The sequence below is a fragment of the Bacillus gobiensis genome, from assembly GCF_001278705.1.
In the GTDB taxonomy this organism is placed as follows: Bacteria; Bacillota; Bacilli; order Bacillales; family Bacillaceae; genus Bacillus; species Bacillus gobiensis.
The window spans coordinates 1,125,830-1,150,773 of record NZ_CP012600.1 but is presented as its reverse complement, the minus strand read 5'-3'; the positions used below and the strand labels follow the sequence as shown (position 1 = coordinate 1,150,773).

Sequence of the window (24,944 nt, the reverse complement as noted above, 5' to 3'; positions counted from 1 at the left end):
AAGGACATATACAACTCCTGGACATAACTCCCTAGAATCTAAAATTTGTTAGGTTTGTGCGTTGAATTACATTTTATGTGAATGGATTTAAAAATAGTCGAATGTAAAAGAGTCATACAAGGGTAATTTAGGAGAGCTACCGAAACGCTAAACACATCAATTCAGTAAAGATGTCGTGCTCTTAACCGAGCCATACTCTGTGGATCAGTAGGGAAAGTAAAAAGCCTGATAATTGCAATTTTGCCATTAACAGAATTTCGAATTTACAACTATATCTTACCACATAAAAGCAGCAATTGTTACTTCCAAATAATTTTTTATAATAAATCCCCATTCCTTTATTACGATAGATGATTAATTTATCAGTGGAATAAAGCGATGATTCCAACATTTAACACAAAGAGCTCAAAATAATATATTATTTTAAAATAACGAAATTAAAACAAAAAAAGAACCAATCCTTTGTTTAGGATTAGTTCTCCGTGTGCTATTCAAGCTCAAGATTAACGTTTTTTTGCGGAGAGAAAGTAGAAATAGCATGCTTATAAATAAGCTGCTGCTTTCCTTCTGTTTCAAGCAACACGGTAAAATTATCAAAGCCTTTCACCTGTCCGCGCAACTGAAAGCCGTTTAACAAGAACACAGTAACATAAACATTATCTTTGCGGATTTGATTTAAGACCTGGTCCTGAATATTTATCTGTTTCATGTTTTGTCCTCCTTGGTATGTATCACTATTTGTTAATGTTTCGATTAAAATTTGAGCTTTCCTGCTATATACGAAAAAATTTCGTGTTTTTTCTTCTCAAAGTCTAGAGGATCTGACATATCAAACCATTGAACTTCCATTTTATTTCGAAACCATGTCAATTGCCTTTTTGCATATCTTCTGCTGTTTTGTTTTAAGGCAGCAACTGCTTCTTCAATACTAATGTCTCCATCCAAATATGTATAAAACTCCTTATAGCCAATTGCTTGTATGGATTGGCAATTGGTCAATCCATCCTGATAAAAACCTCTTACCTCTTCAAGAAGACCATCTACCATCATTTGGTCGACCCTTCGATTGATCCGATCATACAGCTGTTCTCTTTCCATCGTCAAACCGACTAGAGCCGTATCATATAGGTACCCGCTTTTTTGGTTTGCTGTTTGGTCCGTTTTGGTCCTCCCTGTAGTATGAAGAACCTCCAATGCCCGAACCACTCTTCGTACATTATTCGGGTGAATGTTTTTTGCCGATTCAGGATCTCGCTCTGCAAGCAAATGATAGAGATACATATTTCCTTTTTCTTGGGCGGTTTTTTCAAGCTTTTTTCGAAATAGAGGATCACCTGATTCTACCGTAAAGGAATAATCTGACAATACCGCTTCAATATAAAGGCCAGTACCGCCTACAATCATCGGTAATTTTCCCCGCGAGGATATTTCGCTGATTTTTTTTCTGGCCAGTTCTTGAAATTCAGCAGCAGAGAAAGATTCGCAAGGTTCTTTTATATCAATTAAATGATGGGAAATTCCTTGCATTTCTTCTGCTGTGATTTTAGCAGTGCCAATATTCATTTGTTTATAAACCTGCATGGAGTCGCCGCTGATAATTTCAGCATCCAGCATATCTGCCAGTTGAACGCTGAGATTTGTTTTACCTACAGCTGTTGGTCCGATCAATACAGCGACCTTTTCTTTTCCTGCCAAATCAATCACTCTCTTTATTGAAGCTGTCTATCATTATAACATTATCCATCAACAAATATCTATACAGAGGATACCCATTCACAGAAAGTTTAAACCGCTTACCAGTTTAATGGTTCATTTCCGACAATTTCAAACGTTTTGCCACGGTACGAATGCCTGTGACGTTCTTTTTCACCTTCTTGGTAAACGACTCCCCCATGGGGAATATCAACAGGTTCATTGTATGCAAGATATGTGGAGCCGCTAAGTAAATGATAATGCGTCCCGTCAACACTTGGAATCGCAGGACCCGAAATCCCATAATACCTGTGATAATGCCCGTTTTCAAAGGAAACTACTCCCGCAAAAAAGTGAGTGTGCTTGTCGTAATTGCTACCGTTTGACGGCTGAGAAAATCCTTCAATCAAGTGATAATGCCCAATCTCTTTTGAGGTTATTATCCGGTATGCATGGACATGGGAAGGCTTTCTTTCCCAATCTGATTGATAAAGCGGCAATTGATCCACTCCCAACTAGATTAGTGATTTTAGATGATGATACAACCGGGTGGTCTAATACCCAAGCAAATAAAACTAGGCTGAATACATTAATTTTATATAGATGAAAAATATTGAATGGAGGAAAATAAAACATGACACAATTCCCGCCGTTTGTTGGTGAAACAGACGAAAGAATCCGGCCATTTGGTTTCGGCCGTCCATGGTATGGATTTGGCAGGCCTTTTGGCTTTTGGGGTGCAGGACCATTTGTCGGCGGTCTCGTCGGAGGATTAGTCGGAAGCGCTCTCATCAGTCCCTTTTACTACCCGCCGTATCCGTACCCTTACCCTTATCCGCCGTATCCATATTATTATTAATATGCACTGGCCCAAAAAGCGGGCCAGATTACATAAGAATTTTTGGGAGAACTTCCGCTTCCAGCTCAATTTGAACATTTCCCTTTATCGCTCGGGAGATCATACATGCATTCTCTGCCTTTTCTGCAAGCTTGTATGCTAATGACACATCCTTTTTTTCGGCATCAGCTTTAAGCTCGATCTTGGGACGGTGAATGATCTTTTTATACGTGAAAATTCCATTGGTCACGTCAACAATTCCCTCGGAGGTCATTGATAATGTGTTTTTTTCAAGTCCGCTCCGTTCCATCATCGCGGCAAGGGTAATAATATAGCACGTTGAGGCTGCTCCAAGTAGCATTTCATCCGGGTTTGTCCCCACTCCCGGGCCGTCCATTTCAGGCGGAATCGATATATTCGTTTGCAGACCGCCGCACGAAATCTCCCCAACACTGTTTCTGCCGCCAGTCCAGTGCGCTTGTAAATGAAAGTGATGTTCAGCCATCTACCTCAACTCCTCCTGTGATTCCTTACAAAGCCCATTATAGAGCCCGCGAGTAAAAAAACAAAGAAATTGAAATGAATCCATTAAAATATGAGGTTGTAGATAATGATTCCCACAATCCAAATTGGTGTAGTCACTAGAACACCAATAATAAGACCTTTGAAAAATAAATTTTTGCTTTCCATTTGCAGCTTCACTCCTATATGAATGCTATCGGCTGTCTAACTAAAGATGTTAATACACGATGAAAAGAAACATGAAAAAGTATAAATGACAATCGTTTTAAGTATCTATGAGACGAAGATGGACATAGCAAAGGTTTCACAAACGAAAGAAAACCCTCTGTTCATAGAACAAAGGGCTGTAAATCTACTTGTTTATATAGGTGATATCCATGTCAGAAGCTCCAGTTATTTCTAGATCTTTAGGGACACGCAAATAGATAACTTCCATAGGGGTGAAGGTCGACCCATCTTCCTTGCTCTCTCCCATGAATTGCTCGTCTGTAAACTGCCTGATTGGAAATTCTTTGCTGTATAGGCCAAGTTCAATTTGTATTGGCTCAGGGCTGTCAATTATCAAGCTTTCTTCGTTTAAACGAACGTTGACTGAAGGGAGTTTGCTTATTTTAAAACCTTCCAAGATTGTATCTGTTGCAAAATATATCGCTTCTATCGTTCCATCTGTGCCTTGTTTTCTTTCGATCACTATTGACGGATCTATATACCCTTCAATGTTGAGCTGCTTCAATTGATACTGAAACTTCCACTGCTTCTTTTTATATCGGGGATCAATATCTCCAAGCCTGCCGTCATGTACTAAATTGTCAAATTCTCTTAACTCTTTGTTAGCTGTTTCGGGTTGAACTTTCCCTCCAACTGCTGGGCTTTTTTCAGGCAGCATATAAAACAAAAGAACGGATACGAGCAAGGCGGCAACATAGCTTGCAAAAATCCAATACGTTCTTTTCAGGCTCACATATTTTCCTCTGGTGATTGCTTTTTTTCGCCGAAAGATAAGTAACAAAATTAACAAAATAATGAGAAAAGGAATGATTTGTATTAGTGCTAACATTAAGTTCTCACATCCAATTTATCTGACATAAGAATCGTTATCGTATAGAGAATAGCTACCGTTCCGATGATTTTCAGAAAAAATATGAAAACTGAAGGTTCAAGAAAGTAATATTCAAAAAAGCGGACTATCCATCCTTCATTACCTTGCTCTGCGCTGATAAACATTGAACCTAGTAAAAATACAGGCACAGTTGCAATAAAAAGCTTGTGAATTTGAACAAGATAACCAATCACGTAGCCGAACGCAGAAAAGAAAAACACATACAGTGTTGTCATTATTATGCCAAGAAGCAATTCTGAAGGAGATGCCAGATGACTATATTCTCTAATAATCGAATAATCAAAAAAATACATCAGAACCTTTTGCAAAAAACCTGAAAGAATCCCGCATGCCCCTCCGATAATGCTTGCTGTCAGCAAAAATAAAATATTCGATAAGTGGCTGCTGATCCGGTTGCTGACAAACGTAAAATCATCGTATCTATACGCTTTTGTTGTAATGATGATTGCGCTGATAAATCCCCAAAGCAGCGTAAACGCAATGATTACATCTGATGAGTATTTATTCACCGTTAAATCAATCGTACTAGTGCTGCTTCCAGATGACGAGGTAGATCCAAATGACATGAGGATTGCAATCATCTGAACCATAACAAGCGAGCTAAAAACATTTGAATAGGATTTCAACTTATATAAGTATTGCTTTTTTACCACTTCTGCTAATCTAGCGTTTGCTAAAGACATCATCAATTCCCCCTTTTGCTTCATCTGTCAAGTATTCGCAAAGATCAGCTAGATCGACAGCTGTAAAGTCGAGTCCCTCTATTTTGGCTCGCTGCAATTCTGCCTCTGACCATTCATTTTTAACAGCGAGATATTCACTATTCGTTCCTATTCTTTTCCGATAAAATATTTCACTATTTACCGTCCATCTATTAATGGTTTCTTCCTTTCCTTTGATTCCGATCGCCAATTCCTTTAACTCAGCCACGGGCATATGTAAATAGTTTCTGCCGTTTTTGATCAGCAGGATATCCTCAAGAACAGCCTCCATTTCATGCAGATGGTGGTTCGAAATAATAATCGTTCGGGGATGATCAAGATAATCCTTAAGCAGCGCCTTGTAGAAATCCTTCCGAGCAGCAGAGTCCATTCCCGTTGTGGGTTCATCAAATATCGTCAATGCACAGCGTGCTGATAGCCCGATTATCATGTTGTACGTGCTTCTCATTCCTTTTGAAAGACTGTCATATTTTTGCATAGGATGAAAAGAAAAATAGGAAAATAGCCGATTCGCCAGATCCATGTCCCAGTTTGGATAAAATCTCTTCATTTCTTCTAATATTTCCGTAAGATTTAACGAATCGGGCAGATTGATATCCTCATCTACAAATATCGTATTCATCGAAACTTTCAAATTATTAAATGGTCGTTCTGAAAAAACTTTCACCTCTCCGGACGTCTCTCTTGACAACCCTGCTAAAAGCTTCAAAAGAGTTGTTTTTCCAGCGCCATTTCGCCCGATCAAGCCAGTTATCGAATTCTCACGAATGTGAAACGATATGTTATTCAAGGCTTTTTTATTGCCGTAGGATTTTGATAGTTGTGTACATTCAACAACATTCATTTTCCATCCTCCTCACTTTCTGCTCTTGCTTTTTGAATCATTTGCAGCAGTTCATCTTCACATACCTGCAATCTGCGGGCTTCCAACACGACTTCCCACACAAGCCGCTTCAAATGCTGCTCTTTTCGTTTCGTCACAATCAATTTCTTTGCATCAGCCGTTACAAACATACCGAGCCCTCTCTTCTTGTATAAAATATTTTCATCAGCCAGTATATTTAGTCCTTTTGCTGCAGTCGCCGGATTTATTGTAAACATCTCTGCCAGCTGGTACTGGGAATAAACCTTTTGATCACTGGAAAAATTGCCGTTCAATATTTCTGTTTCAAGCCATTCAGAAATTTGAATATAAATTGGTTTTGTATCATCTGTATTAGGGATCAAAGTCAGTCCCCCTCCCTGGCATAGTGCATTAGTGTTGTAATGTAGTATATAATAAATATAGAGTTGAAGCAATCAGTTTTACGCAAACAAAAAAAGAGCGTCTCATATAAAAGAGACACTCTTTGTTGAATTGCTGATTTTAGTTTTCACTCTCTTGATCATAATCTGGTGCAAACGCCTTTTTAACAAATAGTGAAATGATTAAAGCTGTCACACATAAGGCTAATGCAAACCAATAAGCATGGTGCACCCCTTGTGTCATCGCTTCATTTTGAATCTGCTCGCTTACCGGAGCTGATTGACCTTCTAAGAAACTTTTTCTGCTCTGGGTCATAATGCTTACAAAGATCGAAACACCAAGTGCACCTGCGACGGGTTGTAATGTATTCGCAATTGCCGTCCCATGCGGATATAATTTCTTAGGTAATTCATTTAATGCATTCGTTTGGGCAGGCATCATCATCGCTGAAATCGACAGCATTAATAAGATGTATGCAATGATAAACGACCAAACCTGGATCGAAGGATTAATGTTGCTAAAAAACAGCATGACCCCGACCAAAACAATAGAACCAGGTATCATTAGCTTCCTTGGTCCATATTTATCGAATAAAGTACCCATTAATGGTGACATTAAGCCGTTTAATAACGCTCCCGGCAGCAGCACAAGACCTGCGAGCTTAGCAGAATATCCGAGCGGCCCCTGCAGATACATCGGCATCACAATTTCAGATGCAAACATTGCCATGATGACGATGATAAAAAGAGCAATACCTTTTGAATAGTTTTTATATTTAAATACCCGGACATCTAATAATGGCTCATCTAACTTCAATTGCCGTATGACGAAAAGCAATAAACTGATGAAGCTGACTAACAGAACTGAAATGATCGTTAGTGATCGAAAACCTTCCGGATCCTCTCCAACGCTGCTGAATCCGTAGATGATTCCCCCAATCCCGATGGAAGATAAAATAATCGATAAAACATCTACACTAGGGCGAGTAACCTCTCCAACGTTTTTCAAATATTTCATGGCAAATAAGATGGAGAATACAGCAAAAGGAATGACGGTGATAAATAACCAGCGCCAGCCTAATAAGTCAACGATCACACCGGACAGGGTCGGGCCGATCGCCGGAGCAAACATAATAACTAACCCAAATGTTCCCATGATTTTCCCGCGAACTTCAGGGCGATAAAGTAAAAGCAAAGCATTCATAATAATCGGTATTAACAATCCGGTACCAACTGCTTGAATCATCCGCCCAGTTAACAACATCGGAAAATTGACAGCACAAGCAGCAATAACTGTCCCAATCAAAAAAACTGTCATAACTCCGATAAACATTTGCCTCGTAGTAAACCATTGAATTAATATTGCAGAGATCGGCATTAAAACTCCCATAACGAGCATAAATCCAGTTGCCAGCCATTGAACAGTAGGCGCATCGATATTAAATACTGCCATGAGCTCAGTTAATGCAATATTCAGCAAGGTTTCATTTAATATTGCAAAAAATGCGCCAATCATAAATGTAATAAGAATCGCTCTTGAATTAATCTTTTGTTCCATACAGTTCCTCCAACAATTTTATCATAAAAATCAATCGATTATTTCATGCCTTCGTTTCTAACTAAAAGACAAAAACCCCCTATCTATTTTCTTCAATAAGGGGTCATGATCAACACATACTTAATAAAGCAGACAAGCTTCCATGTGCTTCAACAATCCTATTTCAGAAATAGAATCATATTTTTTGTTTTCTGAATAGGAAAAAGCACAAACTCTAAGGACGTTTTATGCTTTGAAATATCCATAAAAGCACAGATTTTCAATAAAACATGTACTTTTTTCACTTTATTCTAATTGAAAAAAATTATGGATGTCAAGATTTTTGATTAAGACATTCAAGTATTCCTTCTACGCTAAAAAGCCGGCATTCCATTTATTATGGAACACCGGTTTTTTTACATTACACGCTTAAACATCTTTTCCATCTCATAAGAAGTAAAGTGGATAATGATAGGCCGTCCATGCGGGCACGTAAATGGTTCGGACGTTGTTCGAAGCTCGTCCAAAAGGGCCTTCATGTCCTCCTGCTTTAAATAGTGATTCGCTTTGATGGAGCCCTTACAGCTCATCATGATGGCGGCTTCTTCTCTCAGCTTTTTGATATCGGCTTTTTTCTCCTCCAATACTTGCTGGATGATGTCTTCGATGATCATGCTTTCCTCGCCATTTGGAAACCATGATGGATGTGAGCGAACGATGTAGCTGTTAGATCCGAACGATTCCAAGAAGACGCCAACCCGTTCAAGCTCATGCTTATATTCATCAATAATGACAGCTTCATGACTTGAATAGTGAAGAGTAAGCGGCACGAGCAATTCCTGGAGCTCGTGCTCGACCTGCCCTACTTTTTCACGAAAGTATTCATACTTTATCCGCTCTTGGGCAGCATGCTGGTCAATAATATACAAGCCATTTTCGTTTTGCGCTAGAATATACGTTCCGTGCATTTGTCCGATTGGATACATCACGGGTACTCTTTCTTCAGGAATCACTTTTTCGATGGGTTCTTCTTCCTGCTCGATCGAGGTTGAAGGCATCTCCTCTTCCTGCGCTTCCTCATGAACGGATTCCTGGTAGCTGGATTCTTCATCTCTACTCTCTGTAATCAGGTCTTCTGTTTTAAAATGAGACTCATAAACAGGAGGTTTTTCAACCTTTCGTTCCATAAGCTTTTCAGATTGTGAGTCCAGAGACAAAGTTTGCTGCTCATTTTTTCCTGCAGCTGAAGTCCGTTTTGGCGGAGCCACACTAGGAATCAGCTGCTTTCTTTGGAATTGGTTCTTCACTCCATCTGAAATCAATGTATGCAATTCCGATTCTTTACTGATTCGGACTTCCAGCTTTGAAGGATGCACGTTGACATCAACTAGTATCGGATCCATTGTAATTTCTAAATACACAATCGGATGCCGCCCGATCGGCAAAAGCGTGTGGTATCCCTCTTCGATTGCTTTTGAAAGCGAGAAATTGCGAATATACCGGCCGTTGATGACGGTAGATATATAGCTTCTTGAAGCCCTGGTCACTTCGGGAAGCGAAAGATAGCCTTTTACATTAAAATCAAGGGATTGAACGTGAATAGGAATCATCTTTTTGGCAATCGCCGTACCGTAAATTGACGCAAGAACATGCCTGACGTCGCCATTTCCGCTCGTTTTCAGTATTTCTTTGCCGTTATGCCGCAAGCGGAATGATACGTCCGGATGGGCAAGTGCCAGCCGATTCAACAGGTCAGTAATGTTTCCTAGCTCCGTATGAATGGTCTTCATATATTTAAGCCGTGCCGGCGTGTTAAAGAAAAGCTGTGTGACCGTAATTTCCGACCCCTGCCTTCCAGAAGCCTTGCCTTCAGCTATCAGCTTTCCGCCTTGAAAAGTTAAATGCGAGCCTGCCTCTTGGCCCGTGCTTGTCACTAGCTCCAAATGGGAAACGGAGGCGATGCTGGGAAGCGCCTCTCCGCGAAAACCTAACGTTCTCACTCGGAACAAATCATTTTCGTCTTTGATTTTGCTGGTTGCGTGTCTGGAAAATGCGGTCTTGGCATCTATTTCCGACATCCCCTCGCCATTATCTCTCACTTGAATGGAGGATAATCCCGCTTCTTCAATATCTACCTCAATGACGGTGCTATTTGCATCAATTGAGTTTTCCACCAGCTCCTTAACGACCGATGCCGGCCGTTCAACGACTTCTCCAGCCGCAATTTTGTTTGATAACTCAGCAGAAAGCTTAATCACCTTTTGCATTTTTTGTTCACCCCTTACTTAACGAAGCTTTTTCTGAAGGGCATAGACTTCATTCATCACTTGCAGCGGCGTCATATCAAGAAGGTTAAGCTCTTTGATTCGTGAAAGTACCTTTTGATCTTTTGCCGATGCTTTATTTACTTTTTCTTGCGGTGCATGTTCTCCAAAAAATGACAGCTGCGCATTTTCATTGACCTGCTCGTTTTGATTGGATGGCCTATGGCTTTCAGGCTCCTTTTTTTCTAGCTTTTCCAGGATGGCATTCGCCCGGTGAATGAGATTATCTGGAAGTTCAGCCAGCTGGGCCACGTGAATGCCGTAGCTTTTATCGGCTGCCCCCTCCTTCACCTGATGCAAAAAGACGACCTTTCCTTCGTGCTCCTCTGCTCTTACGTGAACATTTTTCAGCTGATGAAGCTCGTTTTCAAGAACTGTCAGCTCGTGATAATGGGTGGAAAAGAGTGTTTTCGCGCCGATATGGTCATGGACATATTCAATGATTGCCTGTGCTAGTGCCATGCCGTCATAGGTGCTTGTCCCACGGCCGATTTCATCAAACAGAATTAAGCTGTTTTTCGTTGCGTTAACGATCGCATTCTTTGCTTCCAGCATTTCCACCATAAACGTACTTTGCCCCGAAATTAAATCATCAGCCGCCCCGATCCTCGTGAAAATTTGATCAAAAATAGGCAAAATCGCTTTTTTTGCCGGCACAAAGCAGCCAATTTGCGCAAGGATCGAAATCAGCGCCATTTGCCGCATAAACGTGCTTTTCCCCGACATGTTGGGCCCTGTAATTAATAAGATTTCCCTCTCGGCATCCATCATGCAATCGTTCGGTACGTATGACTGGCTGTCCATGACCTTCTCGACCACCGGATGCCTCCCTTCAGTGATTTGCACGTGATTTTCCGAAAAAGAAGGCTTTGTATATCGTCGCGTTTCACTTATCGTCGCAAAGCATTGAAGTGCGTCTAGCTCGCTAATTTGCTTTGCCAGATGCTGAAGGCGGGGAATGTAGATTTTTACCTGTTCCCTGATTGAGGTAAATAACTCGTATTCCAATTCTGAAATATTGCTTTCAGCTTCAAGTATCAGCGCCTCTTTTTCCTTCAGCTCCGGAGTAATATATCGTTCCGCGTTTGCAAGTGTTTGTTTCCTCTCGTACCTGCCTTCTTCCAACAGTGAAATATTCGCTTTGGTCACTTCAATGTAATAGCCGAACACTCGATTAAATCCGACTTTTAAAGAGCGGATTCCAGTCAGCTCCCGTTCCTGTCGCTCCAACTGGGCAATCCAATCCTTGCCGTTTTTACTGACGTATCTGTATTCATCGAGCTTGTTGTCAAAACCATCCTTAATGAGATTTCCTTCCTTTAACGAAAGCGGCGGATCTTCGTTCAGCGATTCCTCCAAAAGCTCAAAGCACTCCTTACATATATCCAATTGTTCCGCCCTGTGCTTGGCCTGCGGGTGATCAATCGAGGCAATTAAATGCTTGATCTCAGGAACCTTTTGCAAGGAAAACTTCAGCTGAATTAAATCTCGTGCATTGGCATTTCCATAAGCGACTCTTCCAGCAAGACGCTCCAAATCATAAACCTCTTTTAAAAGCTCTCTTAAATCCTCTCTTTCGAATAAATGAGTGATAAAGGCCTCTACCATATCCTGGCGTTCTTCGATTTGATTAACTCTGATGAGCGGCCTTTCCACCCATTGCTTTAACAGCCTTCCGCCCATTGCTGTTTTCGTTTCGTCTAGAAGCCACAGCAATGACCCTTTTTTGCTTTTCGAACGGATCGTTTCTGTCAATTCGAGATTTCTTTTTGAATAGAGATCTATTTTCATAGCTTCTTCAAGCTCATAAATGTTTACCTTTTGCAAATGGTCCAGGTTCCGTTTTTGCGTACGGCAAAGATAGGAATACAGTCTCATAAAACTATTTAAGAGGTTCTCATCCTCTACATGCTTAGCAATGGCTGGAATCACCTCTTCCATTTCCTCCTGATAGGAAACGGTCAGCTCTAATTTTTCCTTTATATGTTTAAGCTCTTGTTCATTTATCTCATTGCTGACGACGATTTCTTTCGCCCGAAAGGAATAGATTTCAGAAATTACGTCTTCAAGCCTCTTTACTTCCGCCACAAGATTTTCTCCAGTCGATAAGTCAGATAGCGCTAATCCGTATCCTTCTTTGCATTTCGAGATGGAAGCGATAAAGTTGTTCTCATTCTCCTCAATGATTTTTCCGTCCATTAATGTGCCCGGAGTAATGACTTGAACTACTTCTCTTCTGACCACCCCTTTTGCTTCCTTTGGGTTTTCAGTTTGTTCACAAATGGCCACTTTATAGCCCTTTTGGATAAGTTGTTCAATATAGGATTCTGCTGAGTGGTAGGGAACTCCGCACATGGGAATGCGCTCACTTGCCCCTCCATCTCTTGATGTCAGAGTTATCTCTAATACTTGGGATGCTTTTATTGCATCATCAAAAAACATTTCATAAAAATCCCCTAAACGGAAAAATAAAAAGGCATCTTTGTTATCTGCCTTGATCGCTAAATATTGCTGAATCATCGGGGTGTAGCCTGTCATAGTAACTCCCTCTCTATGTATCAATCTGCCTTTGAAATTTTACACCTATTATAGCATAAAGTGAACCTTCAATCAGTTGCGTAAGCCTAAAAGTAAGCGATTATAATACCCCCAAAAAAAGAAACTAGGGCTGATTTCCCCTAGTAACCTTTTATTCCTCAGGATCACCGGCTAAAAACTCCGGATTGATGTCTTCGAGCTCGCTGTCTAAGTCATCATCATCCCACTCTGCTTCAGTGTCTACAGTCCATTCCGGATCTAATTCTACAACGATTTTTGTCTCTCCCACAACTTCAGACAAGAACTCTCTTTCTGCTTGCACAACGATTTTATTGCCGTTTGGAGAAATGGTAACCTCCAAACAATTCGGCTGTTGAAGAACCTTTGCCATGACCTCGTGTTCGTCATCTAGGTAGTTTTTGTCTCGATAGCGGAGCTTAATCACATCCACATATTTTACCCTTTCAGTAACAACCTCAGTCTTCGTATTATCAGCATACGAATACCATACGTTAATATCATAGAATCCTTCAATTTCAACTGTTTTCCCTACTTTTTCAGCGTCATATTTATGATTGATAATCCAACCGCCGAGAATGCTGGTAGGTTTTTGTGTAGGAGATACAGTATGAGTGCTTTGGGTAAATTTTCGCCCTTTCGCGACTATAGCTTTTGTGATAATTTCTCTGTATTCAGCCATTCAAGCATGCCTCCTCGTTCTTCATTCAAATTATTTTTATGCCAGGCTTTCGTCTAATGTGCGTGACAAAAGAAACGCTCACCCATAAAAATCATTTCTGTTCCATTGTATGCATGGTTATCTGCAATCTTTCCATAAAAATAGTCAGAGGAAGAGACAATTTTGCGAGCTTAAAAAGGCTTGTTTATTTTCTAAAAGCAAAAAACAGATGCAGGACCGCTGTTCACTATTATTGAAGCAAAAAAAAGATGCCCTAAAGACATCTATTAAAGAGGGCAGCTTTCTTGAGAATTTTTTATTTTTGAGCCGGTTTCGCCTTTCAGAAGGTCGCCTCCTGTTGAGGTGATAATATCGTTTGTCACTTGGTTCGAAATGGTATTCGCTACCAGCTGAAGCAAGTCGTTTACTTCCATCTGCGAATCTTTAAATTCTTGAATGATTGGGATAGAATCAAGCTCTTCCTGAAGAGCGTCTATTTTTGCTTCCACCTGTTGTAAAGCCTCAGATTTCCCATAATGCTTAAAATTCACGGCTTGTTTTTGCAGCGCCTTAATCTGATTAATGATTTGCGATATTTTCGCATTTTCATTAATTTGTGATTCAGCACGTTTAAAGAAGGATACCTCATCTGTCTCAGCGATCATTTTGGCAAGATCCCGGGCTTTTTGAACAATATCCTTTTTCGAATAAAGAGTCAATTCACTTCACCTCGATCGTTTCTCCCACCATCTCACCGTCTAGCGACCATGTTTTCGCTTGGTGGATTTTTACTTGAACCAGTTTGCCTATGGCTGATTTAGGAGCTTTGAAGTTGACTAGTTTATTTTTTTTCGTATAGCCGGCAAGTATATCCGGGTTATTTTTGCTTTCTCCCTCTACTAATACTTCGACAGTCTGGCCTTCATATTCCTTCATTTTTTTCGCGGAAATTTCATTGACCAGCTGATTTAATCGCTGAAGGCGTTCTTTCTTAACTTCCATCGGAACATTATCGGACATTTTTGCTGCAGGCGTCCCTTCGCGTGGTGAATAAATGAAGGTATACGCACTGTCGAATTCCACTTCTTTATAAAGGGACATGGTTTCTTCAAACTGCTCATCCGTTTCGTTCGGGAAGCCGACAATAATATCTGTCGTCAATGAGGCGTTTGGCATGGCTTCTTTAATTTTTCCGACCAGCTCCATGTATCGTTTACGGTCATATTTTCTTGCCATCAGTTTTAAAACATCAGAGCTTCCAGATTGTACAGGCAAATGGATATGGTCAAGGAGGTTTCCACCTTTTGCCAGAACTTCGATTAAACGGTCGTCAAAGTCTCTTGGATGGCTCGTAGTGAACCGGATTCTCGGAATGTCGATCTTATGAAGTTCATCCATTAAATTGCCGAGTCCGTAAGTGATATCCTCAAAATCCTTGCCGTACGCGTTGACATTTTGGCCAAGCAGCGTGATTTCTTTATAACCTTCACTTGCAAGCCTTCTGACCTCTTGAATAATTTCTTCAGGACGGCGGCTTCGTTCTTTTCCGCGTGTATAAGGAACAATGCAGTACGTGCAGAACTTGTCGCAGCCATACATAATATTTACCCAGGCTTTGATTTTTCCGTGTCTTACTTTCGGAAGATTCTCAATGATATCCCCCTCTTTTGACCATACTTCTATGACCATTTCCTTTGAAAGATAAGCTTCAGACATAAGCTCTGGCAATCTGTGAATATTATGCGTACCGAAAATTAAGTCTACAAACGGATGTTTTTTTAAAATTCGATTGACGACCGCCTCTTCCTGGGACATACATCCGCACACGCCAAGAATTAAATCCGGACGATTGTTTTTTAGAGCTTTTAAGTGGCCAAGCTCGCCATAAACTTTGTTTTCGGCATTTTCCCGAATGGCGCACGTATTTAATAGAATGACATTGGCGTCTTCAGTTGTATCCGTCGGCTCATAGCCCAAGGCTGTGAAAATTCCGGCCATGACTTCTGTGTCATGCTCGTTCATTTGGCAGCCATACGTACGGATGTAAAACTTCCGTCCATTTCCCATTCCTTTATACTTCTCTGATATATTAAAATCACTTTGATATTGTATCGATTCTTTTCCTCTTTTTTTCGCCTCTTTTAAGGAAGGAGGAACATAGACAGCTTCAAAGTATTTGCTATAATCCTTTTCGGATTTTTTGTCCGAAGGATGTACTTGTCCGCTTTCTTTACGTTGTTTTTCATTCATGGTTTCTTTCTCCTTTCAAAGCAGCTCCAACCCATAGTATAAAGGTTATTCTCCCTATAAACAACTGGTATACATGAGTCCCCTTCCTGCGGCCATAAAAACAACCTGCACCATTTGCATGCAGGCTGGTAAGAAAACATTTTAGGTTGGAGGGTTAGCGCGGCTCTACAATTAATTTAATCGCAGTTCTTTCTTCTCCGTCAATTTGAATGTCCGTAAACGCTGGGATACAGATCAGATCCACGCCGCTTGGTGCGACAAACCCTCTTGCAATCGCGACAGCTTTTACCGCCTGATTAAGTGCGCCTGCACCGATGGCTTGGATTTCTGCTGCTCCCCGTTCTCTTAATACTCCTGCTAGTGCTCCGGCAACTGAATTTGGACTTGATTTTGCTGAAACCTTTAATATTTCCATTTCTGCTCCCCCTTAATTTTACAATGGATGAGTGAGTGTTCATTAGAACAATCCTTATTAGATATTACTATTTTAAAAAGTCATCCCCAGTCCTTTTCAAAATAGCAGGCTACCTTCCATTGCTACTATATTCACTAGCAGTGTTCAATATTCCTTCTTTTTTTTGAATATTTTTCTATAATATTTACCCGTTTTGTTTACTCAAAAAACATATGGTCGTCATTGATTAAAATTCTCTCAATCTTGACCGCCTTCTTTGTCTGATCATTGATTTGAATAACGACAGCACTTAAGCTTGTTGGGCCTTCAGCCACTTCAAAACGTCCGGGCAGACCTGTTTTGAACCGTTTGATTATGGTTTCTCGTTCCACTCCTAATATCCCGTTGTAGGGACCTGTCATGCCGACATCAGTGATAAAAGCAGTGCCTTCAGGAAGCACCCGATTGTCCGCGGTCTGCACGTGGGTATGAGTCCCAACAACGGCTTGGGCACGTCCATCTAGATACCAGCCCATCGCAAGCTTTTCACTCGTCGCTTCGGCATGAAAATCGACAAATATATAAGGTGTTCTTTTTTTCGCTTCTCCAATGAGCTCATCCGCTTTTTGAAACGGGCAGTCGATCGGAGGCAAAAATGTCCTTCCTTGAAGATTTATTACCGCCAGCTCTTTCCCGGCTGATTTAACATAGGCGATACCTTTCCCTGGATTTCCTGTTGGAAAGTTAGCAGGACGAATCAGCTGCTTGGCATCATCAATAAAATCAAAGATTTCTTTTTTGTTCCACGTATGGTTTCCCATTGTGATTACATCGGCTCCGCCTTCGATAAAGCTGCGATAAATGCCTTCTGTAATCCCTTTCCCGTGAGCTGCATTTTCGCCGTTTATTATCGTAAAATGCGGCGAATACTTCTTTTTCAGCTTCGGCAAATATTCCTTAACCATTTGGCGGCCGGGTGATCCTACGACGTCACCGACGAATAAAATAATCATTTCGTTTAATCCCTTTCTATTTCTTGTCCTTTAATCAGGAATACTTAAGGTTCATTCGGGAAAAAAAGTAAAGTGATGCATAATGCACCACTTTACTTGTGAATGAAACCTTATTTAGCGTATTCCACAGCTCTTGTTTCCCTAATCACAGTCACTTTTATGTGGCCTGGGTAATCAAGCTCATCCTCAATTCGTTTACGAATATCTCTCGCTAATCGGTGAGCTTCCAAATCATTAATGGAATCAGGTTTTACCATGATTCTTACTTCCCGGCCAGCTTGGATCGCGAAAGATTTTTCAACACCTTCATAGGATTCAGATATTTCTTCCAGCTTCTCCAGTCTGCGAATATAGTTTTCAAGCGTCTCGCTTCTTGCACCCGGACGAGCTGCAGATAAAGCATCGGCAGCAGCCACCAGAACAGAAATAATTGATGTTGGCTCTTGGTCGCCGTGGTGGGAAGCAATACTGTTAATCACGACAGGATGCTCTTTATATTTGCTTGCAAGCTCGACACCGATTTCCACATGGCTTCCTTCCACTTCATGGTCAATCGCTTTACCGATATCGTGAAGCAGGCCTGCCCTTTTGGCAAGTGTGGTATCTTCACCAAGCTCTGCAGCCATAAGACCTGTCAAAAATGCAACTTCCATGCTGTGCTTCAGAACGTTTTGGCCATAGCTTGTACGGAATTTTAAACGGCCGAGAATTTTAATCAAATCAGGGTGAAGTCCGTGAACCCCCACCTCAAACGTGGTTTGCTCACCCATTTCCCGAATATAATCGTCGACTTCACGCCGGGATTTTTCGACCATTTCTTCAATTCGTGCAGGGTGGATTCGTCCATCCTGTACTAGCTTATCTAGAGCAATCCTCGCTGTTTCACGTCTGATTGGATCAAATCCAGAAAGTATGACAGCTTCTGGAGTATCGTCAATAATGAGGTCAATTCCAGTTAATGTTTCTAATGTACGGATATTACGCCCTTCACGGCCAATAATACGTCCTTTCATCTCGTCATTCGGAAGATTAACAACTGAAACCGTCGTTTCTGCCACGTGATCAGCAGCACAGCGCTGAAGTGCCAAAGAAAGTATGCTTTTTGCTTTTTTGTCTGCTTCTTCTTTCGCTCGGTTTTCAGTTTCTTTCGACATGATTGCGATGTCATGGGAAAGCTCGCTTTCAACCCGATCCAGAATGATTTGTTTTGCTTCATCTCGAGTTAAACTAGAGACACGTTCCAGCTCCAATTGCTGCATGCGTATCATCTCATCCACTTTGCTTTCCATCTCTTCAATATGTTGTTGTCGTTCATTTAGAGAATCGTCTTTCTTCTCTAACATCGCTTCGCGTTTATCTAACGCATCTTGCTTTCGGTCAAGGTTTTCTTCTTTTTGAAGCAATCGGTTTTCTTGCTTCAGAAGTTCGTTCCTTCTTTCTCTAACTTCTTGCTCAGCATCTACCCGAAACTTGTGTATATCATCTTTTGCCTCGAGGAGCGCTTCTTTTTTCAAAGCTTCTGCATCACGCTTTGCGTCTGCTACAATTTGTTCCGCAGCAGTTCGCGCACCTGCAATTTTCGCTTCGGCAATGGTTTTTCGAACAAAATAGCCAACAACTAAACAGAATAGGCCCAGCAAAATGGAGATGAGAATAAATTGCCAATTCATACTTTCACCTCCTCTTGCTATGAACTTGCTTCTTGCTAAAAATAAAAGTGGTGATTACTGATTTCAGGTCACACCTTGAGCGAATGAAATCATTCACTGCCCTTTTCATTTTTCAATATTTTACCAATCATGTTAATAAAATAAGTGACACACACTTATTGTAAGTGTTGAGTGAAATACTTGTCAAGCCCGCCGTCTAAGCCTTTTCACTCAAAAATGAATGTAACGTTTTTTGCTCGTTCTTCCTTCCCGGTTTGGTCATCAGGAAACACAACAGGTAAATCATGCACTTAATATACGTTGTTCCCTTTGACATGAGTTTTTAGACATAAAAAAAGATGCATCAGCGCATCTTTTTTCACTTTAGATTTCAAGTTCTTCTTGTTCTTCATCCTTCGGAGCAACGCCGGTATCGAGGCCGTAATGCTCGCGGATTTGCTCCTGGATCATCAGAAGAACGTCTTTATTTTCTTTTAAAAATTGCTTGGCGTTTTCTCTTCCTTGACCCAGGCGCTCTTCCTGATATGAGTACCAGGATCCGCTTTTTTGGACAATATCAAGCTCTGTACCGAGGTCAATGATCTCGCCTTCTTTCGAAATACCTTCACCGTACATAATATCAACCTCTGCTGTACGGAACGGAGGAGCTACTTTGTTCTTTACAACTTTAATTTTTGTTTTGTTACCCATGACGTCATTGCCTTGCTTCAGCTGCTCGGCACGGCGCACTTCAAGGCGTACAGATGAATAAAATTTTAAAGCTCTTCCTCCCGGAGTCGTTTCCGGGTTACCGAACATAACGCCAACCTTCTCACGAATCTGGTTGATGAAAACAGCGATTGTTTTCGATTTGTTAATAGCGCCGGAGAGCTTGCGCAACGCTTGGGACATCAGTCTCGCCTGCAGACCGACATGTGAGTCGCCCATATCTCCTTCAATCTCAGCTTTCGGCACGAGTGCGGCCACGGAATCGATGACGACGATATCAATAGCACCGCTTCGAACGAGCGCTTCCGCTATCTCGAGCGCCTGCTCGCCGGTATCCGGCTGGGAAAGAAGCAGATCGTCTATATTTACGCCTAAATTTTGGGCATAAGAAGGATCAAGCGCGTGCTCAGCATCAATAAACGCAGCTTGTCCTCCCTGCTGCTGCACTTCTGCAATGGCATGCAGGGCCACAGTTGTTTTACCTGAGCTTTCAGGTCCATAAACTTCGATGATTCTCCCACGCGGATACCCGCCTACTCCAAGAGCGGTGTCCAGCGTAAGAGAGCCGCTTGGCACGGTTGAAATCTTTCTCTCAGTTTGTTCACCGAGCTTCATAATGGAACCTTTTCCAAATTGCTTTTCTATTTGCTTAAGAGCCATATCAAGGGCTGCCTGACGATCACTCATAATTGTTTCCTCCTTTATCATTACCGCTACATATACTATACCTTGTTTGCGAGGATTTGCCAAGAAAAAAGCGAACGCATATTCGATTTTTTTAAGAATAAAAGTGTTGCAAAACAGAGAAATGGCTTTAGGAAAAATTGTAATTCTCCTAATAAAAAGGCTTCAAAAATTAAAATCAGCCTCTACTCATTCATTTTCAAGTTCCTTTAAAAGCAGGTAGCTTCCGTATTTGGCAGACCTTTTTCGAATTCCCGACCTCGTTCCAGCAAAAATAAACTCAAATGACAATACCTGCTTTCCAGTAATAGCGATTCCGATAAAAACCTTGCCTGGCGGATGGCCTTCTTGGGAATCAGGACCAGCCACTCCGGTAAAGCTGATTCCAATATCGCTCCCGGATACGCTTTTTATCCCCGCAGCAAGCTCTTTCGCACATTCTGCACTTACAGCCCCGTGATGCCTGAGTGTTTGTTCAGACACTCCGACAACAGAGTTCTTCATCTCATTTGTATAGCATACAACGCTCCCTTTAAAAAAACTTGAGACTCCGCTGATATTCGTAATTCCTTCAGAAAAAAGCCCCCCGGTAAAGCTTTCTGCAGCTGAAAGGCTCAACCCTTTTTCCCTGCATGCCTTAACAAGCTCACCAACAAGAGAAGTATCATCGTATCCATAAAAATACTCGCCTACACGATCCATGATTTTTGCTTCTGCTTCTTCAAGCAATCGCTTTGTTTCATCCTGATCAGCATGCTTGGCCGTCAAACGGAGAGTGACCTCCCCATCTGCGGCAAGAGGAGCGATCGTAGGATTCGTTTGAGAATCAATGATATCTTCCAAATCTGTTTCAAGCTGAGATTCGCCAATTCCAAAAAAACGGAGAACCTTAGAGACAATCTTTTCATTGTGCCCAAATTTTTCAAGCAAGAGCGGGATAGCTTCCTGCTCTACCATCGGCTTCATCTCGCTAGGCGGTCCGGGAAGAAGCATATAAAAACAGCCATTGCTTTCTAAAAGCATTCCCGGAGCCATGCCGAATCGATTCACCAGTACATCAGATCCCTCAAGAACAAGTGCTTGCTTACGGTTGTTCGGTGACATCATTCGGTTCGTTTTGGCAAAATACCTTTCTATCGAAGCCATAGCTTCATCATTAATCACCAGCGGGCGGCCGATAATTTCAGCAATTGTTTCCTTTGTCAGGTCATCCTTTGTCGGTCCCAGCCCCCCGGTAAAAATAAGAAAATCGGAGCGCTCTTGGGCCGTTTTAATGACTTGCTTGAGCCGGGATACATTGTCTCCTACGACGGTATGGTAAAACATGTTTACACCGATTTCCGCCAGCTGCTTGCTGATAAACTGGGCATTCGTATTCGCAATCTGCCCGAGTAAAAGTTCCGAGCCGACAGCGATAATTTCAGCATTCTTTTCAATCTTCAATTCAACCACTCCCATTAATCTGACGTTTTAAGAGCGTCCCAATTTTTCGCAAAATAGTCCCAACCGGAAATGACTGTGAAAAACACAGCTACCCAAAGAGCCAAAGTGCCAAACGGAAAGGAAATCAGTTCAAATGGGAGGTTATGTAAGAGCAGCGCAGATACAGCAATGATTTGTGCCCACGTTTTAATTTTTCCCAACATATTGGCAGCAACGACTTCTCCTGTCCCTGCAAGCACAAGCCTAAGTCCGGTGACAGCAAATTCTCTGCTGATAATGACAATTACCATCCATGCAGGCGCTAATCCAATTTGTACCAAAATAATCAATGCAGCAGAAACGAGAAGCTTGTCAGCTAAAGGATCGAGAAATTTCCCGAAATTCGTAACCATATTCAGTTTTCTTGCGTAATAACCGTCGACCCAATCTGTAGTTGAAGCAATAATAAACAGAATGGCTCCTGCAAGATGCGCAGTCTGTATACTTTCATTTCCAATCTGCACCTGGCCAAAATCCAGCGGAGCCAGCATGAAGATCATAAAGATTGGAATAAGTGCAATTCTGGAAAGTGTTATTTTATTTGGGAGATTGAACATTTTTTTCCTCCATCATATGAAAAAGTCATCTTCGGTGATTTCAAGATGACTTTTCCTCCTTTTTATTTATTATCTTTATATTTTGAGTTATAGCTTCATTTGGATTTAATTTGTAAGAGACAGTTTTCCCATTCACTTTCAATTCGATTCCCGGCGTATAGCCAAGGCGCAAATCAACTTCTGCCTGATCGGAAATATCATGAGAAAAAGATTTTCCTTTAGAAAGCTCTCCGGCCTGAAGCTCCTTTCCTGCCTCATCACGAACGCGGACCCAAGAGCTTTCTTTAGCAATCACTTCTAATTTAAGTGATTCCGCTCCTGTTACTTCATAAGTGGTTGTCGTACCTTCCGAGCCTACTGCAGAAATATTCAATTCCGGCTTCTTGTTTTCCGTAGTAGATGCAGCAGAATCATTTGATTCCTGGTTTGTTGTCTTTTCTGATTGGGTTTCACCGTCTTTTTGCTTTTTTTCTGCATCAGTTAGCGGAGAATCATCAGAAACAGCGTACTCACTTTTTTCAGTATTTGGAGATGTATTATTAGGAGGAGACTGAGATTGATTTCCTCCCAAAATTAATATATAAAAGATTGCCGCAACGACGATCACACCTAAAATGACAAGAATGGTAGGCAATGCCCCCATGAATTTAGAGGCTGATTTTGGCAGCTCCTTTTTAGCGGGCATTTGTGAAATCTTCTCTGATACTTCGTCCGTTTGCGTACTTGGAACATCCTTTTTATACTCATCGAACAAAAGATCGGAATCTAGCCCGACAGTTTCTGAGTATTGCTTAATGAATGCTCGTACATAAAACTTTCCTGGGATGACATCGTAGTTTCCTTCTTCAATCGCCACTAAATACCGCTTTTGTATTTTCGTGGTCCCCTGAAGATCCTCAAGAGTCATTCCTTGTTCCTCTCTGGCCTCTTTTAGCCGTAGTCCTAATTCAGTCAAAACTACACCCTCCATTTTAGAAATCAAAGCCGGATAATCCCGATTGGTCAAACATTTGAGATTCTTCGGCATTTTCGTATGTAATTACTTCGTCATCATGATTGCGAAGCTCAATAATATAATCAAAGTCATCCATCGTATATTCCGTATTCTGTACGAAAATATCGGGATGTTCAACCACCTTGGTCGCCGGCAATTGCATAATTTCTCTGAGAAGCTGAAGGTGTCGTTCAGAACCCCTTCTGGTCGAGACAATCCCATCCACGATGAAGACATTTTCTGTACTGTATTCGTCTGCAATGAGCTGGCTTCGAATCGTCTGCTTTAATAGAGTTGATGAAACAAAAAGCCACCGCTTGCTTGCACAAACGCTTGAAGCAACAATCGATTCCGTTTTTCCGACTCGAGGCATACCGCGGATGCCAATTAGCTTGTGGCCGTCTTTTTTAAAAAGCTCAGCCATAAAATCAACTAATAAGCCCAGTTCATCTCTAACGAACCGAAACGTTTTTTTATCGTCTGCATCCCTCTGAATATAGCGCCCGTGTCTGACGGCTAATCGATCTCGAAGCTTTGGCTCCCTTAGCTTTGTCACTCTAATTGTATCCATTGTATTTAAAATCGATTCCAATCGCTTGATTTGATCCATGTGGCTGCATCTGAGCAAGAGGCCCCTTCTGGACAAATCAACACCATTGATCGTTACAATATTAATTGAAAGCATGCCAAGCAATGAAGAAATATCTCCAAGCAGCCCTGGACGATTGACTTGAATTTCATATTCGAAGTACCATTCAAGCTTTGTCAAACGACAAACCCCCTACATTGTGGCAAAATTTCACTCCTCTTAATCATAAATCATTTTTGCGGATTAAGAAAGTCTTATGTGCAGGTAAACGAAAAAAAGAGAGGATTCCCTCTCTTTTTTTAGTGGGTACTGTTATTTTCAACAAGTTTTACCATGATTTTTGCGATTGCTCTTTGTTCATCTTCAGAGGCAACACTCCATAGATCGGCAAGAACTTTCTCCTGCTGGTTCTGTGAATCAACCTGATTCGCTAAGTACCCGCCAATTTCAAAGGCTAAATCTGAAATGGTTTCATCAGACATTCCTCTTTCATGAGCAAAGTTAATTCTGTCACCTAAAAAGCTTTTCCAGCTGTCCCAGTTGTCTAATACAGACATAGCTGCCCCTCCTTTTTAATTATCTTACGATGGTAGTGTGTCCTGACAATTTCGTTTTCATTCACTTTTTAGCAAAGCCATCCGCCGTTTGCCGAGAGAATTTGTCCGGTCACATAAGAGGATTTTTCAGATAGCAAAAATTCAACACAGCCAGCGATTTCGTTCGGCTTACCGAGCCTTCCCATCGGAATTTCTTCAGACATCATACGGATTTCCTCATCTGAAAACTGTTCATTCATGGCAGTGTTGATTGCGCCTGGCGCCACCGCATTGACACGGATTCCGCTTGGTGCCAATTCTTTGGCGAGAGCTTTTACAAATGAATGCTGCGCACCCTTTGCCATACTGTACAGCACCTCACACGCAGCACCGGTTTCTCCCCAAATCGAGCTGATGACAACGATGCTTCCTTTTTTTCTTGATATCATTGGCGGCAGAAGATTTCGTATTAACTTAAAAGGAGAGGAGACGTGAATATGTATCATTTCTTCAACGAGTTCATCTGTCATGTCTGTGATAAGCCCGATTCTGCTGATTCCGCTGGTTAACACAATAGCATCTAGCGGAGTCGTGATTTCATCAGAGATCCGATTCACCTCTGTTTTGCTTGAAAAATCACATTGGATTAGAGTTGCAGACACATCGAATTGCTTATTCAATTTTTCAGCCAGCCGGCTGGCAGCCTGATGGTTTTGATGATAATGTAAATAAAGATTATAGTTGTTTTCCGCAAGGGATTCCGCCACACGCTGTCCGATTCCTCCGCTTGCACCGGTAACGAGAGCCGCTTTCTTCATGTTCTAAAAACCCCGCTTTCTTTTTTCTATCC

25 protein-coding genes are annotated in these 24,944 nt (G+C 41.4%); 1 reads left to right on the top strand and 24 read right to left on the bottom strand.

The features are described 5' to 3' along the window. Window positions 1-487 precede the first annotated feature (487 nt). The 3 genes from hfq to AM592_RS05630 all read right to left on the bottom strand — a co-directional run bounded on the left by hfq (window position 488) and on the right by AM592_RS05630 (window position 2,192). Window positions 488-709 carry an RNA chaperone Hfq gene (hfq, locus tag AM592_RS05640; RefSeq protein ID WP_053602884.1) on the bottom strand — a complete coding sequence of 74 codons (222 nt, stop codon included), beginning with the start codon at window positions 707-709 and terminating at the stop codon, window positions 488-490. Between the two features lie 44 nt (window positions 710-753). Continuing rightward, window positions 754-1,695 carry a tRNA (adenosine(37)-N6)-dimethylallyltransferase MiaA gene (gene miaA, locus AM592_RS05635; RefSeq protein ID WP_053602883.1) on the bottom strand — a complete coding sequence of 314 codons (942 nt, stop codon included), beginning with the start codon at window positions 1,693-1,695 and terminating at the stop codon, window positions 754-756. A gap of 98 nt (window positions 1,696-1,793) precedes the next feature. Further along, window positions 1,794-2,192: a YmaF family protein gene (locus AM592_RS05630; RefSeq protein WP_053602882.1), complete on the bottom strand. Its 399-nt coding sequence runs from the start codon at window positions 2,190-2,192 to the stop codon at window positions 1,794-1,796. A gap of 134 nt (window positions 2,193-2,326) precedes the next feature. On the opposite strand from AM592_RS05630, the gene AM592_RS05625 reads away from it, so the two are divergent. Next, on the top strand, window positions 2,327-2,551 hold the full coding sequence (locus AM592_RS05625) for a hypothetical protein (protein WP_053602881.1): 225 nt from the start codon (window positions 2,327-2,329) through the stop codon (window positions 2,549-2,551). A 28-nt stretch (window positions 2,552-2,579) separates the two neighbouring features. On the opposite strand, the gene AM592_RS05620 is transcribed toward AM592_RS05625, so the two are convergent. The 21 genes from AM592_RS05620 to ymfI all read right to left on the bottom strand — a co-directional run bounded on the left by AM592_RS05620 (window position 2,580) and on the right by ymfI (window position 24,912). Continuing rightward, window positions 2,580-3,035 carry an OsmC family protein gene (locus AM592_RS05620; RefSeq protein ID WP_053602880.1) on the bottom strand — a complete coding sequence of 152 codons (456 nt, stop codon included), beginning with the start codon at window positions 3,033-3,035 and terminating at the stop codon, window positions 2,580-2,582. 369 nt (window positions 3,036-3,404) lie between these two features. Next, window positions 3,405-4,109, bottom strand: coding sequence for a hypothetical protein (locus AM592_RS05615; RefSeq protein ID WP_053602879.1), 705 nt, complete (start codon window positions 4,107-4,109; stop codon window positions 3,405-3,407). Continuing rightward, window positions 4,109-4,858 (bottom strand): hypothetical protein, encoded by a 750-nt coding sequence (locus AM592_RS05610; protein WP_148564314.1) that lies wholly within the window; start codon window positions 4,856-4,858, stop codon window positions 4,109-4,111. Before AM592_RS05610 ends, AM592_RS05615 begins: the two co-directional genes overlap by 1 nt. Beyond that, on the bottom strand, window positions 4,836-5,738 hold the full coding sequence (locus tag AM592_RS05605; RefSeq protein ID WP_053602877.1) for an ABC transporter ATP-binding protein: 903 nt from the start codon (window positions 5,736-5,738) through the stop codon (window positions 4,836-4,838). The genes AM592_RS05610 and AM592_RS05605 overlap by 23 nt, the downstream gene beginning before the upstream one ends. Next, the gene (locus AM592_RS05600) at window positions 5,735-6,121 is read right to left on the bottom strand and encodes a GntR family transcriptional regulator (RefSeq protein ID WP_053602876.1); all 387 of its coding nucleotides are present in this window, start codon (window positions 6,119-6,121) and stop codon (window positions 5,735-5,737) included. The genes AM592_RS05605 and AM592_RS05600 overlap by 4 nt, the downstream gene beginning before the upstream one ends. 139 nt (window positions 6,122-6,260) lie before the next feature. Then, on the bottom strand, window positions 6,261-7,697 hold the full coding sequence (locus AM592_RS05595) for an MDR family MFS transporter (RefSeq protein WP_053602875.1): 1,437 nt from the start codon (window positions 7,695-7,697) through the stop codon (window positions 6,261-6,263). 395 nt (window positions 7,698-8,092) lie between these two features. Beyond that, entirely contained in the window at window positions 8,093-9,943 is a 1,851-nt protein-coding gene (gene mutL / locus AM592_RS05590) for a DNA mismatch repair endonuclease MutL (RefSeq protein WP_053602874.1), read from the bottom strand. A gap of 18 nt (window positions 9,944-9,961) precedes the next feature. Beyond that, on the bottom strand, window positions 9,962-12,538 hold the full coding sequence (gene mutS / locus AM592_RS05585) for a DNA mismatch repair protein MutS (RefSeq protein ID WP_053602873.1): 2,577 nt from the start codon (window positions 12,536-12,538) through the stop codon (window positions 9,962-9,964). A gap of 151 nt (window positions 12,539-12,689) precedes the next feature. Continuing rightward, window positions 12,690-13,238 (bottom strand): outer spore coat protein CotE, encoded by a 549-nt coding sequence (cotE, locus tag AM592_RS05580; protein ID WP_053602872.1) that lies wholly within the window; start codon window positions 13,236-13,238, stop codon window positions 12,690-12,692. 266 nt (window positions 13,239-13,504) lie between these two features. After that, window positions 13,505-13,936: a regulatory iron-sulfur-containing complex subunit RicA gene (locus AM592_RS05575; RefSeq protein WP_053602871.1), complete on the bottom strand. Its 432-nt coding sequence runs from the start codon at window positions 13,934-13,936 to the stop codon at window positions 13,505-13,507. Between the two features lies 1 nt (window position 13,937). Beyond that, window positions 13,938-15,467 (bottom strand): tRNA (N6-isopentenyl adenosine(37)-C2)-methylthiotransferase MiaB, encoded by a 1,530-nt coding sequence (gene miaB / locus AM592_RS05570; protein ID WP_053602870.1) that lies wholly within the window; start codon window positions 15,465-15,467, stop codon window positions 13,938-13,940. Between the two features lie 154 nt (window positions 15,468-15,621). After that, the gene (gene spoVS / locus AM592_RS05565; RefSeq protein ID WP_003154135.1) at window positions 15,622-15,882 is read right to left on the bottom strand and encodes a stage V sporulation protein SpoVS; all 261 of its coding nucleotides are present in this window, start codon (window positions 15,880-15,882) and stop codon (window positions 15,622-15,624) included. A gap of 197 nt (window positions 15,883-16,079) precedes the next feature. Then, window positions 16,080-16,874 (bottom strand): TIGR00282 family metallophosphoesterase, encoded by a 795-nt coding sequence (locus tag AM592_RS05560; protein ID WP_053602869.1) that lies wholly within the window; start codon window positions 16,872-16,874, stop codon window positions 16,080-16,082. Window positions 16,875-16,984: 110 nt separating this feature from the next. Beyond that, window positions 16,985-18,544: a ribonuclease Y gene (rny, locus tag AM592_RS05555; protein WP_053602868.1), complete on the bottom strand. Its 1,560-nt coding sequence runs from the start codon at window positions 18,542-18,544 to the stop codon at window positions 16,985-16,987. 363 nt (window positions 18,545-18,907) lie between these two features. After that, entirely contained in the window at window positions 18,908-19,939 is a 1,032-nt protein-coding gene (recA, locus tag AM592_RS05550; protein WP_053602867.1) for a recombinase RecA, read from the bottom strand. Window positions 19,940-20,125: 186 nt separating this feature from the next. Further along, window positions 20,126-21,379 carry a competence/damage-inducible protein A gene (locus AM592_RS05545; protein ID WP_053602866.1) on the bottom strand — a complete coding sequence of 418 codons (1,254 nt, stop codon included), beginning with the start codon at window positions 21,377-21,379 and terminating at the stop codon, window positions 20,126-20,128. Window positions 21,380-21,393: 14 nt separating this feature from the next. Continuing rightward, window positions 21,394-21,975: a CDP-diacylglycerol--glycerol-3-phosphate 3-phosphatidyltransferase gene (gene pgsA / locus AM592_RS05540; protein ID WP_053602865.1), complete on the bottom strand. Its 582-nt coding sequence runs from the start codon at window positions 21,973-21,975 to the stop codon at window positions 21,394-21,396. A 40-nt stretch (window positions 21,976-22,015) separates the two neighbouring features. Beyond that, window positions 22,016-22,930: a helix-turn-helix domain-containing protein gene (locus AM592_RS05535; RefSeq protein WP_053602864.1), complete on the bottom strand. Its 915-nt coding sequence runs from the start codon at window positions 22,928-22,930 to the stop codon at window positions 22,016-22,018. Between the two features lie 16 nt (window positions 22,931-22,946). Next, the gene (locus tag AM592_RS05530) at window positions 22,947-23,738 is read right to left on the bottom strand and encodes a DUF3388 domain-containing protein (protein ID WP_053602863.1); all 792 of its coding nucleotides are present in this window, start codon (window positions 23,736-23,738) and stop codon (window positions 22,947-22,949) included. A gap of 119 nt (window positions 23,739-23,857) precedes the next feature. Then, window positions 23,858-24,115, bottom strand: coding sequence for a DUF3243 domain-containing protein (locus AM592_RS05525; protein WP_053602862.1), 258 nt, complete (start codon window positions 24,113-24,115; stop codon window positions 23,858-23,860). A gap of 68 nt (window positions 24,116-24,183) precedes the next feature. Then, a complete protein-coding gene (gene ymfI / locus AM592_RS05520; RefSeq protein ID WP_053602861.1) occupies window positions 24,184-24,912 on the bottom strand; it encodes an elongation factor P 5-aminopentanone reductase in 729 nt (242 codons plus the stop codon). Window positions 24,913-24,944: the final 32 nt, after the last annotated feature.